The 17,234-nt window shown below is 72.3% G+C and carries 14 protein-coding genes; 12 read left to right on the plus strand and 2 right to left on the minus strand.

Annotation, left to right across the window (positions count from 1 at the left end; genetic code table 11):
• Window positions 1-29: 29 nt before the first annotated feature.
• The 12 genes from SNE206_RS33185 to SNE206_RS33240 all read left to right on the plus strand — a co-directional run bounded on the left by SNE206_RS33185 (window position 30) and on the right by SNE206_RS33240 (window position 15,616).
• Window positions 30-1,643 carry an amino acid adenylation domain-containing protein gene (locus SNE206_RS33185; RefSeq protein WP_407917253.1) on the plus strand — a complete coding sequence of 538 codons (1,614 nt, stop codon included), beginning with the start codon at window positions 30-32 and terminating at the stop codon, window positions 1,641-1,643.
• A complete protein-coding gene (locus SNE206_RS33190) occupies window positions 1,636-2,601 on the plus strand; it encodes an alpha/beta hydrolase fold domain-containing protein (protein ID WP_407917254.1) in 966 nt (321 codons plus the stop codon). Before SNE206_RS33185 ends, SNE206_RS33190 begins: the two co-directional genes overlap by 8 nt.
• Entirely contained in the window at window positions 2,595-4,229 is a 1,635-nt protein-coding gene (locus SNE206_RS33195; protein ID WP_407917255.1) for an AMP-binding protein, read from the plus strand. The genes SNE206_RS33190 and SNE206_RS33195 overlap by 7 nt, the downstream gene beginning before the upstream one ends.
• Window positions 4,230-4,231: 2 nt before the next feature.
• Window positions 4,232-4,924 (plus strand): rhodanese-like domain-containing protein, encoded by a 693-nt coding sequence (locus SNE206_RS33200; protein ID WP_407917256.1) that lies wholly within the window; start codon window positions 4,232-4,234, stop codon window positions 4,922-4,924.
• Window positions 4,925-4,985: 61 nt separating this feature from the next.
• Window positions 4,986-6,227 (plus strand): NAD(P)/FAD-dependent oxidoreductase, encoded by a 1,242-nt coding sequence (locus tag SNE206_RS33205; RefSeq protein ID WP_407917257.1) that lies wholly within the window; start codon window positions 4,986-4,988, stop codon window positions 6,225-6,227.
• Window positions 6,228-6,298: 71 nt separating this feature from the next.
• Window positions 6,299-6,853: a DUF3291 domain-containing protein gene (locus SNE206_RS33210; protein ID WP_407917258.1), complete on the plus strand. Its 555-nt coding sequence runs from the start codon at window positions 6,299-6,301 to the stop codon at window positions 6,851-6,853.
• A 71-nt stretch (window positions 6,854-6,924) separates the two neighbouring features.
• Window positions 6,925-8,892, plus strand: a complete 1,968-nt coding sequence (locus tag SNE206_RS33215; protein WP_407917259.1) for a class I tRNA ligase family protein — start codon at window positions 6,925-6,927, stop codon at window positions 8,890-8,892.
• Window positions 8,892-10,013, plus strand: coding sequence for an NAD(P)/FAD-dependent oxidoreductase (locus SNE206_RS33220; RefSeq protein ID WP_407917260.1), 1,122 nt, complete (start codon window positions 8,892-8,894; stop codon window positions 10,011-10,013). The genes SNE206_RS33215 and SNE206_RS33220 overlap by 1 nt, the downstream gene beginning before the upstream one ends.
• 143 nt (window positions 10,014-10,156) lie before the next feature.
• Window positions 10,157-11,458 (plus strand): lysine N(6)-hydroxylase/L-ornithine N(5)-oxygenase family protein, encoded by a 1,302-nt coding sequence (locus tag SNE206_RS33225; RefSeq protein WP_407917261.1) that lies wholly within the window; start codon window positions 10,157-10,159, stop codon window positions 11,456-11,458.
• A 146-nt stretch (window positions 11,459-11,604) separates the two neighbouring features.
• A complete protein-coding gene (locus SNE206_RS33230; protein ID WP_407917262.1) occupies window positions 11,605-12,690 on the plus strand; it encodes an amino acid:polyamine antiporter in 1,086 nt (361 codons plus the stop codon).
• An 86-nt stretch (window positions 12,691-12,776) separates the two neighbouring features.
• Window positions 12,777-14,030 (plus strand): diaminobutyrate--2-oxoglutarate transaminase, encoded by a 1,254-nt coding sequence (gene ectB / locus SNE206_RS33235; RefSeq protein ID WP_407917263.1) that lies wholly within the window; start codon window positions 12,777-12,779, stop codon window positions 14,028-14,030.
• 284 nt (window positions 14,031-14,314) lie between these two features.
• Window positions 14,315-15,616: an acetyl-CoA carboxylase biotin carboxylase subunit family protein gene (locus tag SNE206_RS33240; RefSeq protein ID WP_407917264.1), complete on the plus strand. Its 1,302-nt coding sequence runs from the start codon at window positions 14,315-14,317 to the stop codon at window positions 15,614-15,616.
• 352 nt (window positions 15,617-15,968) lie between these two features.
• Here the strand turns inward: SNE206_RS33240 and SNE206_RS33245 are convergent, their stop codons facing one another.
• Both SNE206_RS33245 and SNE206_RS33250 read right to left on the minus strand, forming a co-directional pair.
• Window positions 15,969-16,640: a DUF4232 domain-containing protein gene (locus SNE206_RS33245; protein ID WP_407917265.1), complete on the minus strand. Its 672-nt coding sequence runs from the start codon at window positions 16,638-16,640 to the stop codon at window positions 15,969-15,971.
• Between the two features lie 342 nt (window positions 16,641-16,982).
• Window positions 16,983-17,108, minus strand: a complete 126-nt coding sequence (locus SNE206_RS33250) for a hypothetical protein (RefSeq protein ID WP_407917266.1) — start codon at window positions 17,106-17,108, stop codon at window positions 16,983-16,985.
• Between the last annotated feature and the right edge of the window lie 126 nt (window positions 17,109-17,234).

Below are 17,234 nucleotides of genomic sequence, written 5' to 3' on the forward strand. Positions count from 1 at the left end.
GTTGGAATCCGATGGTGTCGCCGATACCGATGCCCCCCTGGTCCCTCGACCCCGCCGACCAGGCCTTCCCGCCGCCGGAGCTCGGCGACATCGTCCGGGCCGCGGCGACGAACCGGCCGGACCGCCCGGCACTGCACGACGGACGGGCCGGACTGACCTTCGCCGAACTGGAGCAGCAGGCCAGGGCGCTCGCCGCCTGGCTGGGCGAGCAGGGCGTCGGCAGTGGCGACCGGGTCGTGGTCCTCGCCGAGAAGTGCGCGGTCATGCCGGTCCTGGCGATCGGGATCTGGAAGTGCGGGGCCGTCTACGTCCCGCTCGACGCCACGCAGCCGGTGCTGCGGCTGCGCGGCCTGCTCGACCGGCTGGAGCCGAGTGCCGTGATCGCGCTCGACGACCGGGAGCAGACGGTGCCCGGCGTCCGCTGGGTCGGCCGGACACAGCTCGACGCGGTCCTCTCGGGACCGGCCCCGGACCGGCCGGCCGTGGCCAAGCGGCCCGAGGACACGGCGTACATCATCTTCACCTCGGGCTCGACGGGCGAGCCCAAGGGTGTCGAGATCAGCACCGGCAGCCTGCTCGCGTACTTCGGGAACCACAACGAGGTACTGCGGTTCACGCCGGAGTCACGGGTCTTCAGCCTCTCCCCGTTCCACTTCGACGTGTCGATCGAGGACACGCTGCTGCCCCTGTCGCTGGGCGCGTTCGTCTACCAGTTCCGCGGCGTCCACGCAGGTGCCGTCATGCGCGCCGTCATCGCGCGCGAACGGATCACGCACCTGATCGCGGTGTCCACGCTGCTGACCATGATCACGGATGGCGGACGGCACGTCAGCCGGGAGAAGTTCCCCGCCCTGGAGCTGGTGATGACGGGCGCCGAGGTGTGCGACCCCGGTGTCATCAACGTCTGGAAGAGCGGCCTCCCCGAGGTGCGCGTCTTCAACGTGTACGGGCCGACCGAGGCGACGATCGTCTGCACCGCCTACGAGGTCGAACGGGCCGACCCGGAGCGGACGAACACCTACCCCATCGGACGGCCGCTGCGCGGAGTCGCGGTGCGGCTGGTGCACGACGGCGTCGAGGTCCACGAGCCGCACCAGGCAGGTGAGTTGTGGATCGGCGGCGAGCAGGTGATGCGCGGCTACTTCAACCAGCCGGAGGAGACCGCGCGCCGCGTGGTCGAGGTGGACGGCGTCCGGTACTACCGCACGGGCGACATGTGCAGCTACGACGAGGACGGCGACCTCGTGTTCCGCGGCCGGAACGACGACGAGGTGAAGCTGGCCGGCCGCCGGATCCACCTGGGTGAGATCCGGCAGATCGTGCTGGGCTGCCCTGGCGTCGAGCGGGCGGCCGTCGGGCTCGTCCCGCGCCACGGCCACGACGTGATCGCCCTGGTGGTGGTCGCTCCCGATCGCACGGTGCTGGCCCACGTCGAGAAGCTGCTGGCGGACCTGCTGCCCGAGTACATGCGCCCGGCGCTGCTCGCCTGGTCGCCGGAGTTCGCCGTGTCCTCGACCGGAAAGACGGACGAGATCCGGCTGATGCGGCTGCTCGCCGGGGCAGTCGACGGGTCGAGTGCGACGCGCTTCGCGTTCACGCCGGACGCCGGCGTCGGGCCCCTCGACGGGGACGGCGATGTCTGACCGGGAGGAGCGGGCGCTGGACGTCGGGTTCCGCCGTCTGGCCGCCGCCAGGAAGATCATGGGGGTCGCCGCCTCCACCGGCTCGCTCGCGCAGGACCGGCTCAACGCCGAACGGTGGATCGCCCGCTTCGGGAGCCCGGCCGAGCCGGAGGACGTCGCGCCGACGGGTCCGGGTCCGGGTGAGCACTCGGTGGTCATCCGGCCGGAGCAGGAGGACGAGGGCGCCCCCTGGGTCCTCTACATCCACGGCGGCGGGATGGTCTACTACTCGGCGGCCGTCTTCCGGCCCTTCCTGCGCGTGCTGGCGGACACCCTGCACGCGCCCGTGGAGGCGTTCGACTACCTGAAGGCACCGGAGTCCACCGCCGAGCAGTCGGTGGACCTGCTGGCGGAGCAGATCGCGGCACGCTGCGCGGCGCTGGCCGGCCGGCCGCTGGTGATCGCCGGTGACAGCGTCGGCGGGCTGCTCGCGCTCTACCTGAGCCTGCGCGTCCTGCCCGGGATCCCCTCACGTGTCGTGCTGATCTATCCGGTGCTCGACCTGGAGACGGAGCGCGAGTCCTACCGGACCTACGGTGAGGGCTACTTCCTGGACAGCAGCGCCATGCGCACGTTCAGGTCGATACTGCACCCCTTCTTCGCGAAGCGTTCCTTCGACCCGTTCGCCCTGACGCCGGACGACCTGGCCCTGCTGCCCGAGTGCTCGGTCGTGACGGCAGGCTGCGACGTGCTCCGCGACGAAGGACTCGACTGGGTGGGGCACCTGGGCGAACGGTCGGTCGTGGTACGACACCGCCACTTCCCGGACCTGCCGCACGACTTCTGCCTGTACGCGGGAAGGCTGGACTCGGCCGGGCGCGCCGTGACCGAGATCGCCAGGACCGCGTTCCCGCTCCCGTCGGGCACCGGAGTCCGTCGAGGGAACACAGATGGAAGGGAACGGGCGCGAGAATGGTAGCCACAGCCGAAGCGGGTGCTCCGCCGCCCTGGTCGGTCGATCCCGCAGACCGGTCCACGCCGCTGCCCGCCCTCGGTGACCTGCTGGTGGCGCCGGCCCTGGCCTACCCGGACCGCACCGCCATCAGCGACGGGGACACCAGCTACACCTTCGCCCAGCTCGAACAGGGTGCCCTGGCGGTCGCGGCCTGGCTGACCGGGCAGGGGGTCGGCGAGGGGGACCGCGTGGCGGTCCTGGCCGAGAAACGCTCGATCATGCCGGCACTCGCCGTCGCCGTCTGGAAGTGCGGAGCCGTCTACGCCCCGCTCGACGGCTCCGAGCCGACGGGCCGGCTGGAGGCGCTGCTCGCGCGCCTGGAACCGGCGGTCGTGATCGCACTGGACGACCGGGAGCCGACCGCCTCGGCGAGCCGCTTCCTGGGCGGGACGCAACTGGCCGCGATCCTGTCCGGACCGGCGGCGGCGCACACCACCGCGGCCCGTGATCCGGAGGAGGCCGCGTACATCGTCTGGGCCTCCGGTTCGGCCGGTGAGCCCCAGGGGGTGGAGACCAGCGCGGCAGCGCTGACCTCCTACTTCGGCAACCACAACCAGGTCCTCCGGATCACCCCGGACTCCCGCGTGCTGAGTCTGGCGCCGTTCCACGCCGATGTGTCGCTGGAGGACACGCTGCTCCCCCTGTCGTTGGGAGCCTTCGTCCACCAGTTCCGCAGCCTCCCCGCCGGGGCCGTCATGCGCTCCGTCATCGGGCGCGAGCGGATCACCCACCTGATCGCGGTCTCCATGCTGCTGGCCATGATCACCGGGGACGGACGCCAGATCACCCGGGCCAAACTGCCCGGCCTGGAGGTGGTGATGACCGGTGCCCAGGTGTGCGACCCCGCCGTGGTCCGCATCTGGCGGCAGCAGCTGCCGGAGACCCGCTTCCTGCACGCCTTCGGGCCGCCCGAGGCCACGGTCTTCAGCGTGGGCAACGAGATCGGGCCCGCGGACCCGGAGCAGGGGCCCGCGCATCCGATCGGCAGGCCGCTGCGGGGGATGACGGCGAAGCTGGTGAAGGACGGGGTCGAGGTCCGGCAGCCGGGCGCCGAAGGGGAGTTGTGGATCGGCGGCGCGCAGGTGATGCGCGGCTACTTCGACCGGCCGGAGGAGACCGCCCGCCACGTCGTGGAGTCCGACGGGATCCGCTACTTCCGGACCGGGGACGTCTGCGCCTACGACAACGCCGGCGACATCGTGTTCCGCCGCCACGACGACGAGGAGGTCGTGTGGCTGGCCGGGCGCCGTACCCATCTGGGCGAGATCCGGCGCAGCGCCCTGAGCCGGCCCGGTGTCGACCGGGCGGTCCCGGCCGTCGTCCGGCGGAACAACCGCGACGTGGTCGCCCTCGTCGTCGGCTCGTCGGCTCGACAGGCGGTGGCCGACACGGAGGAGCACCTGCGCGCCGTGCTGCCCGGCTACATGCGTCCGACCCTGATGGCCTGGGTGCGCACCGGACCGGCCACAACGACCGTGCAGACCGACGAACGCGAGCTGGTCCGGCGGCTCGGCGCGGCGGCTCAGCAGTCGAACTCCAACCACTTCGCGGTGTCGGCCGACGGCGCCTTCGAACCCATGGATGAGGTGTAGCTATGTCAGCAGCGGTGAAGGACAAGGTTTCCGAGTACCTGGAGGAGGCGCTGGGCGAGCCGGTCGACGTCGCCGGACTGCCGGAGGACACGACGCTCAACGCCCTCGGCCTCGACTCCCTCACGACCATCAGCGTCCTGGTCTCACTCCTCGAGGACTGCGGCGTCGACCTGGGAGAGCACGCGGACTCACTGGTCACCCCGAGCACCCTCGGAGACCTGTACGGCATCGCCGGCCGGTTCATGGAGGCCGACGAGGGGTCCGGCCCGGACGGGGAGGAGCCGGCCCGGGGGCAGCGCAGTCAACTGGACTACTACCAGGAGAAACTGGCCTACGAGATCGACTCGGCGGACCTGAGGACCGCCCTGGACGAGGGCCAGGACATCGTGGTCGTCGACGGCCGCAGCAGCGAGTCCTACGAGCGGGAGCACATAGCCGGAGCGATCAGCGTTCCGCACCGTTCCATCTCGCAGGAACTGCTCTCCGGATACCCCAGGACACCGCTGTACGTCGCCTACTGCGACGGCATCGGGTGCAACGCCTCCACCAAGACGGCGATCAAGCTGGCGACCGCGGGCTTCCGGGTCAAGGAGCTGATCGGCGGTCTGGACTGGTGGAAGCGGGACGGCCACGCCACCGAGGGACGTGAGGCCGGGCGCCCCGTCCACCACGCCGGCTGCGGATGCGCCGGCTAGCTCCGGAGCCGACCGGAGCCGATCAGAGAGTCCAATCGAACCGAAAGATGGAAGTCGACCTGTGAGCACTCCGAGTTCCGACCGCACGCAGCTGGACGTCGCGGTGGTCGGTGGGAGCATCGCCGGCTTCGCCACCGCGATCCGCTTCAGCCAGATGGGCCACCGGGTCGCGGTCTTCGAGAAGAAGGCGACCGACGACCGGTCCCACAAGCGACTCTGCACGCATTTCATGCAGCCGAACGGGGTGCCGCTGCTGGACCGGCTGGGGCTGGCCCACCTGCGCGAGCCTGCCTGGTCCACGACCACCAAGGCCGTGTTCGTCACGCCCGGGGGCCTGATCGAAGGACCCGGGGGATACCTCCCCGAGCAGCCGGACTCGTATGCCCTCAACCTCGAACGGCGGGTGCTCGACCCCGCGTTGCGCGCGGCCGCACGGGAGCAGGGCGTGCAGTTCATCGACGGCACCGGCGTGGAGACGGTCACGGAGGACGAGTCCGGCTGGACGCTGGACACACTCGGCGACGCCGGACCCCGCCGCTTCCGTGCCGGGCTGGTGGTGGCCGCGGACGGGCGCCGTTCGCGCATGGCCAGGGAGCTCGACAACCCGGCCGAGACCCATCCCAACGAACGTGCCTGCCTCTTCGGCTACTTCTCCGGGATCGAGGCCCCGGAGGGGAACCGCTCGGTCTTCGTCATGAACGAGCACGACCTGGCCTGCACCTATCCGCTCCCCGGCGGCAGGACCCTGCTCGTGCTGTTCGCGGAGAAGGCGCGGATCGAGGGCTGGCGCGGTCCGGAGGAGCGGATGCGGCAGTTCCTGGCCTACTTCGACGCACTCCCGGAGGCACCGTCGATGGCCGGCGCGGTCCCGCAGTCGGAACTGCTGGGCTACACCGACTATCCGAGCCAGGTCCGGCAACCGGTGCTGGGCCTGGTCCCGTTCGTCGGCGACGCGGCCCTGTCGCTCGACCCCATGAGCGGGGTCGGCTGCGGCTTCGCGTTGTCGTCGGCCGACCTGCTGGCCGACTCGTTCGCCGGCCGGTCCCTGGCCAGGGCCGATCTCAAGGCAGGGCTGGACGAGTACCGGCAGCGGTTCGCGGACACCATCGCCCCGCACATCGAAGGCATCTGCGCGGACTCCCTCGTCAGCAAGAAGGAGGCGTTCCGGCGAAAGATGTTCCAGACCATCAGCGGTAGCCCGGAGCTGAGCCGGAAGTACCTGGCCATCACCGGCCGGCTGACTTCGCCGGCCGGCTTCAACCAGGACCTCCTGCGCGCGATGCTCAGCCGAAGCACCCGCTGAGCGAAGGAAGTTGACCGGTCGGCCACCGGGAACTCCACGACGATGAACACACAGATGGGGAAGAAAGACTGATGCCGCGCGTCGCGTTCACGACCTTCGCGATCCTGAAGAAGCCCTACGGGGACCCCGAGGTGCAGGCGTTCGACGACCTCACGCCGCCCACCTTCGAGGAGGCGGAGGGCAGCCCCGGATTCATCGCCAGGGCGAAGGAGGACCCCGGGCAGAGCCAGCTGACCAACTTCGAGCGCCACTGGGGAGACTGGGGCACGTTCGACGTCCCGCGCTTCTACACCGGCGGCCGGACCAACGAGACCGACAGCCGTGCCTCCACCCTGTCCCTGTGGACCGATCTGGAGTCCGTCTTCTCCTTCGTCTACACAGGTCTGCACCGCAAGGCCCTGAGCAGTCGCCACGAGTGGTTCCTCAAGCCGGAGTGGCCCAGCTACGCGGTGTGGTGGGTCTCCGACACCACCGTCCCCACCTGGGCCGACGCCTGCCGACGACTTGAGCACCTGCACGACAACGGCGCCTCTCCGGTCGCGTTCACGCTCCGCCAGCCGTTCACCCCCGACGGCGCACCCACCCGGCTCAACGGGGCGGCCGAAAGACAGCAGGGCCCCCGATGAACCGCTCCGGCCCGCCCCGGCCCGGTGCGCCGGGCCCCTCCTCTTCCGCCCCGAGCCAGTGAGGACTCTCTGTGATCACGCGTAAGTTCGACAGATCGGCGATGAGCTGGTCCTACGAGATGGATCTCCAGCACATGCTGGACGCCACCGACATCAAGGGCCTGCCCTTCGGGTCGGTCTTCGGCAGCGTCGCCGCGCACAGCGTCTCGAAGCGGCACGCCCACCAGGACGGCGAGATGTTCATCGTCCTGGCCGGGCAGGCCACCGTCGTGCTCGGGGACGAGGAGTGCCTGCTCGGACCCGGCGGAGTCGTCCACCTGTCGCCCTTCGGCTTCCACGAGATCCGCAACACCTCCGACGAGCCGTTCGACATCGTCTCGATCTACTGGGAGGACATCCCGGCCGCGGTCGAGGTCCTCGACCAGACCTCGCCGCGGGCCCGGTTCGCCGAGCGGACACTGGTCTTCTGCCCCCCGCCCACGCCCAACGGCGGCCTGCACCTGGGCCACCTCGCGGGCCCCTACGTCCGGGCCGACATGCTCGTTCGCGCGCTGCGCAGCGCGGGCCGCGACGCCCGGTACGTCACGGGTACCGACGACCATCAGTCGTTCGTCGTCACCGCCGCCCGACTGCGCGGCACGGAGCCGGCCGACGTGGCCACCACCACGGGCGACGCCATCATCGCGACCCTGCGCGCGGCCGGCGTCAGCCCCGACCGGCTGACCCGCCCCCTCGGGAACCCGGAGCACGCCGACCGGATCCGGGAGCTGTTCGCCCGGCTGGCCGCCTCGCCCGCCGTCACGGAGGAGGAGCGGGAGACGGCCCACTGCCCGCAGTGCGAGCTGTCGCTGCACCAGGCCTTCGCCCTCGGGGTGTGCACGCACTGCGGCGCGTCCAGCAACGGGGAGATCTGCGAGGCCTGCGGCCGGCCCAACGAGGCCCGGGAGCTGACCGGTCTCGCATGCCTGATCTGCGGCACCCCGGCCGTCACCCGCTCGGAGCGGGCACTGTGGCTGGACCTCGGCGCCTACGCCGAGCGGCTGCGGGACTACCTGCGGCTCACGTACACCTCGCCCGACCTCCAGGCCCTGGTGGAGCGGCTGCTGGCCGAGGGGCTGCCCGCGTACCGGCTCGACCGGTCCACCGAGTGGGGCGTCCCCCTCGGCGACGGCCGGGCCGTCGACGCCTGGGTGGACCTTGCGCTGACCTTCCTGGACGCCGCCCGGGCCGAGACCGAGCAGGACGGACCGGCGAAGATCTCGCTCTTCCTCGGCTACGACAACAGCTTCTTCTACGCGGTCCTGCTCCCGGCCGTGGCCTTCGCCGCCGAGCTCACCGAGTACCTGCCGACCTCGTTCGTCACCAACCAGTTCCTCCACCTGGACGGCGAGAAGTTCTCCACCAGCCGCGGCCACGCGGTCTGGGCCGACGACGCCCTCGCGGCGGCGGGACCGGACGTCGTCCGCCTCGCCCTGCTGCGGGACGCCCCCGAGGGACGCGTCACCCGGATCGCCCGGACGACGGCGGACCGGCTCGACCAGGACCCGCTGCACCTCGGCGCCCAGGCGTGGCTGGCCGGCTTCGCGGCTCCGACCGAGGAGCTCGACGGAAAGGTCCCGGGCACCGGCGCCTGGACCGACGCGCACCGCGAGTTCTACCGGTACCTCAACCTGGCCACGCAGCAGCTCGACGCCCTGCTGCTCCCGGAGTCGTTCAGCGCGCGCGGGTACATCCGGCTGCTGGAGTCCTTCGTGGAACGCTGCGACGAGTTCCGGGCGACGGAGCAGGCGGTCCGCCTCGTCCCGTCGCTGCCGGAGGAGGCACGCACGAGCCTGGCTCTGGAGTACCTGGCGGCCAAGGCGTTCGCCGCGCTGGCCTGGCCGGTCACGCCCGGGCTGGCCCAGCAGGTCTGGGACTGGCTGGGCCTGCCCGGGGAGCCGGTCCGCGAGGCCGAGTGGACCTTCCTCCCTTCCGGCACCCGGTGCGCGACCCCCGCTCCCCGCCTCGCCACGGCGGCCCTCGCCGGGAGCGGGTCCTAGTGGACGGCCCCGGTGCGGCGACGCCCCTGCACGGTGGGGAACTGCCCGCCGTCGCCGATGTCGTGGTGGTGGGCGCCGGGATCACCGGTGCCTCCGTCGCGCACCAGTTGGCGCGCCGGGGTGTGTCCGTCGTCCTGGTCGAGCAGTCGCCGCACCGTGCCGCCGGAGCCACCGGCCACTCCGGCGGCATGGTGCGCGCGTACGACTCCGACCCACTGGTCGGGGAAATGGCGCTGCTGAGCCTGGCCGCGTACCGGGATCCCGGACGCTGGGCGTCGGGGCGGGCCCCGCTGCACGCGGTCGGCGCGGTCACCGCGGCCGACCCGGCCCTGGAGCCCGCTCTCCAGGAGGCCGCCGGGCGGATCAACGACGCACTCGGCTCCTCGGCGCACGTGGTGGCCGGCCGGGACGAGGCGGCCGGGATCCGCCTGGCCGGCGGTGTCGCCCTCGTCGAGCCCGAGGCCGGCTGGGTGGCGCCTCCGGAAGTCGCCGCGGACTGGTTGGCGCAGGCGGCCGCCGACGGCGCACTCGTCCGCCACGGGGTCCGCGTACTCCAGGTCGGGGAGCGCGGCGGACGCCCGACGGTGCTCACGGACGCGGGCGTGATCAGCGCGGGGGCCGTGATCGGGGCGGTCGGGCCGTGGGCAGCCGACCCGGTGCCCGGCCTGCGGCCGGCCTCACCGGTCCGGTCGCGGTCGATCCAGGTGAGCATCGTCGAGCGCCGCCCTCCCGCACCGGACCACGCGACCTTCATCGACCTGCGGACCGGGCTGTACGCCAAGCCGGTCGGCTCCGACCGGACGCTGATCGGCATGCCGCACCTCGTGTGGGACTCCCCGGTCGAAGCACGGCCGGACCCGGCCCACGAGCGGGCCACCCTGGCCGCGCTCACCGCCCACTTCCCGTGGCTCGCCACCGCGGCGCACCTGGCCACGGTCCGCGCCGCCGACGCCTACGGCCCGCCGGACGGCGGCCGGGCGTCCGGGCTGCTGGAGGCCACGGGCGTGCCGCACGTGTGGTCGGTACGGGCCTGGAACGGCGGCGGCGTCAAGACGGCGCCGGAGGCCGGCCGCCGCATCGCGCGGGCGTGCCTGGCCGACGCCTTCGCCCACTCCGCCTGACAGCCGTCCGCCCCACGGCACCGGCCCCCCGGACCCTTCCCCACCACTGCGCCGAGGTGTCTCATGCCGGACGCGTCCCGTCCCGTGACGTTCCCACCACTGACCGCCATCCATTCGCACCTGCCTTCCGTCAAGGGGGAACAGTGACCCACTGCCACGATGTCCTGGGCATAGGCTTCGGTCCGGCCAACCTGGCTCTCGCCATCGCCCTGGAGGAGGAGGGCCACGACCTCGACGTGCGCTTCCTGGAGGCCCGTCCGGGGCCGTCCTGGCAGAGCGCGATGATGCTTCCGGGGTCGGACATCCAGAACCACCCGGTGCGCGACCTCGTGTCGCTGCGCAATCCGCGCAGCCGCTACACCTTCATCAACTACCTGTTCGAGAACGGGCTGCTGCTCGACCACCTCAACGTCCCGATGGAGTTCCCGCTGCGCAAGGAGTACGCGCAGTACGTCGCCTGGGTCGCCGGCCACTTCAGCCGACTGGTCGACTACGGCGTGCACGTCACCGGCGTCACCGTCGACCGCGACACCGACGGCCGCGCGCTCTACACCGTCACCACCTCCGCCGGGGAGACCGTCCGGGCCCGCGCGCTGGTGATCGGCACCGGCCGCACCCCCTTCGTCCCGGAACCCTTCGACGCGGTGGACTCCCCGCGCGTGTTCCACCTGACGCGCTACCTGCCGGCGCTGCGGGCGCTGGAGGAGCAGGGCGGGACCGGTGCGGGTGACTGGTCACCGCGCTCCGTCACGGTCGTCGGCGGCAGCCAGAGCGCGGTGGAGCTCACGCTCGACCTCGCGCGCCGCTACCCCCGCGCCCGGGTGAACCTGCTCGTGCGCTCGCTGTCGCTGCGTCAGAAGGACACCAGCCCGTTCAGCGAGGAGGGGTACTTCCCCGACTTCACCGGGTACTACTACCGCGCCTCCCGCGAGCGCAAGAACGCCATGGACTCCTACATGCGCCTCACCAACTACTCGTCGGCCGACGGGGACGTGCTGCGCGAGCTGTACCGGCTCATCTACGAGCAGCGCCTGGACGGGGATCCGAAGGTGTCCGTCAGCACCAGCCGACAGGTGCGCGGGATCGAGGTCCGCGAGGACGGCGTCCACCTCGGCGTCGAGGAGCTGAACACCGGGGAGCGCGAGGAGCACCGTGCCGACTTCGTCGTCCTGGCCACCGGATTCCGCGACCTCGGTCCGGCCGCCCACCAGGAGCGCGTCCCCGCCATGATGCGCGGCATCGCCGCCGACTTCCGCTTCGACGGCCACGGCTACCTCTCCGTCGATCCGGACTACGAAGTGCAGCCGGTGAGCGCCGACACGCCCGCGCTCTTCCTCAACGGCCTGTGCGAATCCAGCCACGGCATCGGTGACGCCGGTTCGTTCAGCCTGCTGTCGCTCAGGGCGAAGACCATATCCGAGGCCCTGAGGAAGCGTCTCCCGTAATGGAACCAGCAGACACCCGTGCTCCCGGCACGGCGGTCGGGCCGCGCGGGCCGGGAGCGGACGCCGCGGCCCGACCGGCGCGGGGGGCCGAACGGGAGATCGCCGGCCGCCTGTCCGGCCAGGTCCTGGGAGCCGGGATGCTGGTCATGCCTCCTGTCGTCGCGGTCCTGGCCGGCGGGGACGGCCTCCTGGTCTGGTCGGCCCACCTCCTGCTCGGCGGTTCGGTCAGCCTCCTGCTCGCGCTGCTGGTCCGTGCGGGGATGCGGTCGGCCTCGCTGGCGGACACCGTCGGCGCCCTGCTGGGGCCGTGGGCGCGACGGACGGTGGACGGCGCCTTCGCCCTCGCCTTCACCCTCGGGCAGGCGGCGATCGCCTGGTTCGCCGCGACCTGCCTGGAGACGGCTGCCGACGGCGGGGTGCCGCGTCCGGGGGCGGGCGGCCTGCTGCTCGCCCTCGGCATCCTCGCGGTGGCCGTGCTCGCGGCGCTCAGCCCGCTGACCCTTCCGGCCGCCGTGCTGCGGCTCCGCCCCTGGGCCGCCGGAGCCGTGGCGCTGGCCTGCGCCGCGTACGGCTGGCCCGCCGTCGCGGCGGGCCCGCACACACCCCTCGCCCCGTCGGGGCTCTCCCCCGACGGCGCCCGGTGGCTGGCCCTGATGGCGCTGTTCTTCGCCGGTGTCGGATGGGAGGCGGTCACCGGTATCGTCCCTGCCACGACCGCCGGGCCCAGGCGCACCGCGGTGGGTGTGGCCCTGGGGACCGCATCGGTGGCTGCCGTCTGCCTGGGGCTGGCCCTCGTCGAACACCTGGGCGTCGAAGGGTCGGCTGTCGGCCGGGACGCCGTTCCCGCACCCGTGCGCTGGGTCCTCGCCATCGCGACGGCAGCTGTGCTGACCTGCTACTGCTTCACCAATGTGCGTACCGCCGCCCGGATCGCCTCGCGACTGCGCCGCGGCGGTCCCGGATCCCCCGACCAGGGCCCCGCCAAGGCCGTCGTCGCGGCCGTCGGCGTCGCCTGCTGCGTCTTCGCCACTGCGGGGGCCACCGGGGACGGCGCCGTCCCGCTGCTGCTGCTGGGTCCGGCCGCGGCCGCGCTCATCGGCTACGCCCTGGCAGCAGCAGCCGCCGTACGCCGGGGCGGGGCGCTGATGCGGTGCGCCGGAGCCGCACTCCTGGTCGTGCTCGTGCTCGTGAGCACGGTGGTCCCCACCGCTGCCGGCCTGCTCGGGGGATGAGCGATGGCCGAACCCCTGCGCAGCCGTCCGGCAGGTCCCCTCTTCCCGACCGCCTCCTGTCCCGGCTCCCTCCCCGAGGAGACATCATGACCGCACCCACCATCGAGTCCGAGGTCCGCAGCTACTCCCGGAACTGGCCCGTGATGTTCGAGCAGGCGCGCGGCAGCCGCATGTTCGACCGTGACGGCCGCGCCTACCTGGACTTCTTCGCCGGCGCCAGCGCCCTGAACTACGGCCACAACCACCCCGTGCTCAAGCGGGCCCTGCTCTCCTACCTCGAACAGGACGGTGTGACCCACGGCCTGGACATGCTGACCACCGCCAAGGAGGAGTTCCTCTCCGGGTTCGCGACGCGGGTGCTCGCCCCCCGCGGGCTCGACTACCGGGTGCAGTTCCCCGGCCCCACAGGGACCAACAGCGTGGAGGCCGCGCTCAAACTGGCGCGCAAGGTGACCGGGCGACAGACGGTCGTCGCCTTCACGGGCGGCTTCCACGGCATGTCGCTCGGGGCCCTGGCAGTCACCGGCAACGCCTCCAAGCGCGCGGGCGCCGGGGTCGCGCTCGGCAACACCTGGCGCCTCCCCTACGACGGATTCGCCGGGGACCAGGTCTCCGGACTGAAGCTGCTGGAGACCATGCTCGCCGACAGCAGCAGCGGCATGGACCTGCCCGCGGCCGTCATCGTGGAGACCGTGCAGGGCGAGGGCGGCGTCAATCCGGCCCGCCCGAAGTGGCTCGCCGACCTCGCGGAGCTGTGCGACCGCCGGGGCATCCTCCTGATCGTCGACGACATCCAGATGGGCTGCGGCCGCACCGGTCCCTTCTTCAGCTTCGAGGCCGCCGGGATCACCCCGGACATCGTCTGCCTGTCGAAGTCCATCAGCGGATACGGCCTGCCGATGTCCCTCACGCTCTTCCGCAGCGAGCTGGACGTCTGGGAGCCGGGCGAGCACAACGGCACGTTCCGCGGCAACAACCCGGCCTTCGTGACGGCTGCCGCCGCCCTGCGGGAGTTCTGGGCGGACAGCACCCTGGAGAAGCAGACCGGAGAGAGGGCCCTGCTGTTCGAGGAGGAGCTGGGCGGCCTCGCGGACCTGCACGCCGAGCGGGTGGCGGCAGTGCGCGGCCGCGGCCTGGTGTGGGGTCTCGCCTTCCGCGAGCCGCTCCTGGCCAGACGGGCCGCGGACGCGGCGTTCACCCGCGGGCTCCTGGTGGAGACGTCCGGCTCCTACGACGAGGTGGTGAAACTCATGCCGCCGCTGACCTCCACGGACGAGGAACTGGCCGAGGGGCTCGGCATCCTGCGGGACGCGGTGGCATCAGCCGTGGCCGCCGGGTGAGGGGTACGACCGGAGGCCGAGCCGGCCACTGCACGAGGTCCGGGCCCTGTCCCGGCGACCAGGCGAATCATTGATCTACGGTGACGCCGCCTCGTACTATGGCGCACGCGCTGCTCCCGGGAGGATCTCCGTGAGGCAAGCACGTCGACCTGCCGAGGCAGCGCGACCAGCAGCGTGACCGGCGACGCGATCGGCGACGCGATCAACACCCTTTTCCAGCCTGCGCCACGGACGGCCTCCACGCCGTCGGACGCATGGGACGACATCCCACTCTAGGAGTTCTGTTGGACCGTCAGAACGAGCGCCTGTCCGCCGTGATCGTCATGAGCGACCTGGCGGCCCTGGCCCGCCAGCACCGCCTCATAACCGACATCGCGGAGCGTGGGCTGGCGCCACTGGTCATCGTCGGGCCTTCGACCGACCTGGCGAAGCTGAACGGCTTCATCGAGGACGAGACGCACCCGCTGTCCCGGATCCCGGTCGTCCGCCAGCTCCCTGACGCCGCGATCGACGGAGTCCTCTCCTGCGTGCAGGACTGGATCACGGACTACGACGTGCGCGGGGTCATCTGCAGCGGCGAGATCTTCGTCGACGCGGCGGGATTCCTGTGCGACGCGCTCGGCCTGCCCGGCGCCGGCACCTGGGCGGGCCGGGTGTGCCGGGACAAGGTCATGCAGCGCGTCGTCCTGCGCGAGTACGGACCGTCGTGGCGCACCTTCGCCGCCCACGAGCGGGACGCCGTGACCTCCGACGTGTACCCGTGCGTCATCAAGCCGGCGGGGCGGATGTTCAGTTCGGGCGTCTTCCGGGTCTCGGACGAGGCGGAGCTGCACGCCGCACTGCCCTCCTACGGCCCGGACGAGGCGCTGCTGGTGGAGGAGCTCGTCACCGGCCCGGAGTTCTCGGTCGAGGCCCTGGTCCACCACGGCGACGTGCTGTGGAGCGGCGTCACCGCCAAAATCACCAACGAGGACAGCAGCCCGTACTTCACGGAGATCGGCCACACCAGCCCCGCCAAGCTGCCGGTGGCCGAGTCGGAGGCGCTCGTCGCGGCCAACACCGCCATCCTCAAGGCCCTGCGCTTCGGCAGCGGAATCACCCACGCGGAGTTCCGGCTGCGCGACGGAGAGCCGGTGCTGATGGAGGTGGCCGCCCGTCTCCCCGGCGACGCCATCACCATGCTCTGGTACCTGGCCACCGGCGGCCTCGTCGAATCGGCCATGGTGGACCTCGCCCTCGGCGTGAAGCCGGACTACCCGGCACCGACGCGCCGAGCCGTGCAGCGCTTCGTCGAGCACCGCCCGGGCCGTCTGGCGGACGTCACCTACGCGGGCGAGCCCGTGTCGTGGACCGCGGACGACGGCTACTGGCCGACCGTCACGCCGGCCGGGGCCGACGCCCCGGCGCGCTGCGTGTCGGTCATGGTCGGACTGCCGCGCGGTGCCGAACTCGGCCCCCTGAACGAATCGAACGGACGATCGGCATCCGCGGTCGTCGACCTCCCCTGGGAGGCGGACCCCGACACCGAGGTCTCCGCCTTCCTGGACCAGGTCGAGCTGACGATCGAGACGGAGACCGCCGGCTAGGTACGGCGGATCATCGTCGGAGCCGGAGCCGGAGCCGGATTGATGCGACGGTGCCGGTGCCGTGGAAGACGTAGGCGCGCTTGTCGTAGCGCGTGGGTGCGCCACGAGGCGCCATGGAGCCGAGTGGGGTGAGAGACCATCACCGCCGGGTTGTCGCAGCACTGCCGGGTTGTCGCAGCAACCCGGCCGAAGCTGGGGGCAGTTCGTCCCGGGGATGTCGAGGTGGGCGGTAGAGCTGGGCACCTCACCCGTCGATGCCTCGCGCTCGGCCTCGGTGCAACCGGCCGGCGTCGGCTCGCCTGCCTTCGGGCGGTTGCCGGTGCGGTCGCGCGGGGCGGCGGGGTGCCCGTGGTCACTCGCCCTGGCCGGCGCTTCCCATCGGGCCGATCCTGACCGGGGAGCCGCTGCCGTCCGTGACAGGCAGCGAGCCGGCGCCCGGCCAGGACAGGGTGACCGACTGGGTCTCGTCCGGCGGGGTCACCACCAGGCCGGTGATCCGGACGCCGGAGCCGCCCGAGGTGTTGGCCGGGTAGCTGATGCCGAAGTACGTCGACCTGCCGTCCTTCACGACGGCCACGACGACCGGTTCGCCGGAGCGCTTCGCGGACAGCGCGCCCGCGGAGGTCTGCAGGTCGACGCCCGCGTACCCGGAGAGCGTGCAGTCCTTGCCGCTGTGGTTCTTCAGCTCGACCACGACCGTGTTGTCGGCGTCACCGGTGATGGTGCGGTCCGCGGCGGTGATGGTCAGGTCCGCGGTCCGGCACCTGGCGGCCTTCCCGGCCCCGGTGGAGCGGGCCGGTGCGGCGGTGGACGGCGTGCTGCCCTTTCCCGGGGCGCCGGAAGCCGGAGCGCCGGAAGCCGGAGCGCCGGAGGCCGGGGCGCCGCTCGGGGAGGCGCCGGTGGACGCGGTCGGGGCGGCGGGCGGGGCGCCCTGCGCGGTGCCCGCCTCGTCGTCCTGGCAGGCGGCGAGCGAGAGGGCGGCGGCGACGGCCAGGGTGGCGAAGGCGAGTTTGCGGACGCGCATGGTGTTTTCCTCCGGGTGGGGCGGCGGTGCCTGGTGCTCGGTGCGAGCGGGTTTCCGAAGACCAGGACCGCCCGCCCGGACGAACCGTTCCGCCCGAACGGGCCTCAGGACAGTGCTGTGACATGTATGGCCGGGAACCACCCGCGCCGCCGCCCGTCGCCCCGGGGCCGCACCCCGCCGCCGACCTGCCCGGACGCCCGTTCGCCCTGCCGTCACGCACTGCCGTCACGCACTGCCGTCGCCGTCGCCGCCGGCCGGGACAGAGCCGTGACCCGGACGACCTTGACCACGGACCACGACAGCACGCGGGTTCGTGGTGCCCCGGCCCGGCCGGTCGGCCCGTCAGTTGCCTGCGGTGAGGGTGGCTTCGCCTCGGCCGGTGAGCAGGCTGCGCCGCTTCTCCGGTCCGGGTTGGGGTCCGCCGTCGTCGCCGTCCGCCGCGACTGCGCCGAGCAGCCGGAATTTCACCGTGCGCCCTCCTCGTGGCGCCTTGTCCGGTCAGGGAGGCTGTCCGGTCAGGGAGGCTGTCCGGTCGTCATCCGGCGCATGCCACCGGGCCCCGTGTCCGGGCTCCGTGTCGGGGCTCCGACAGCC

The organism is Kitasatospora sp. NE20-6 (genome assembly GCF_045862635.1).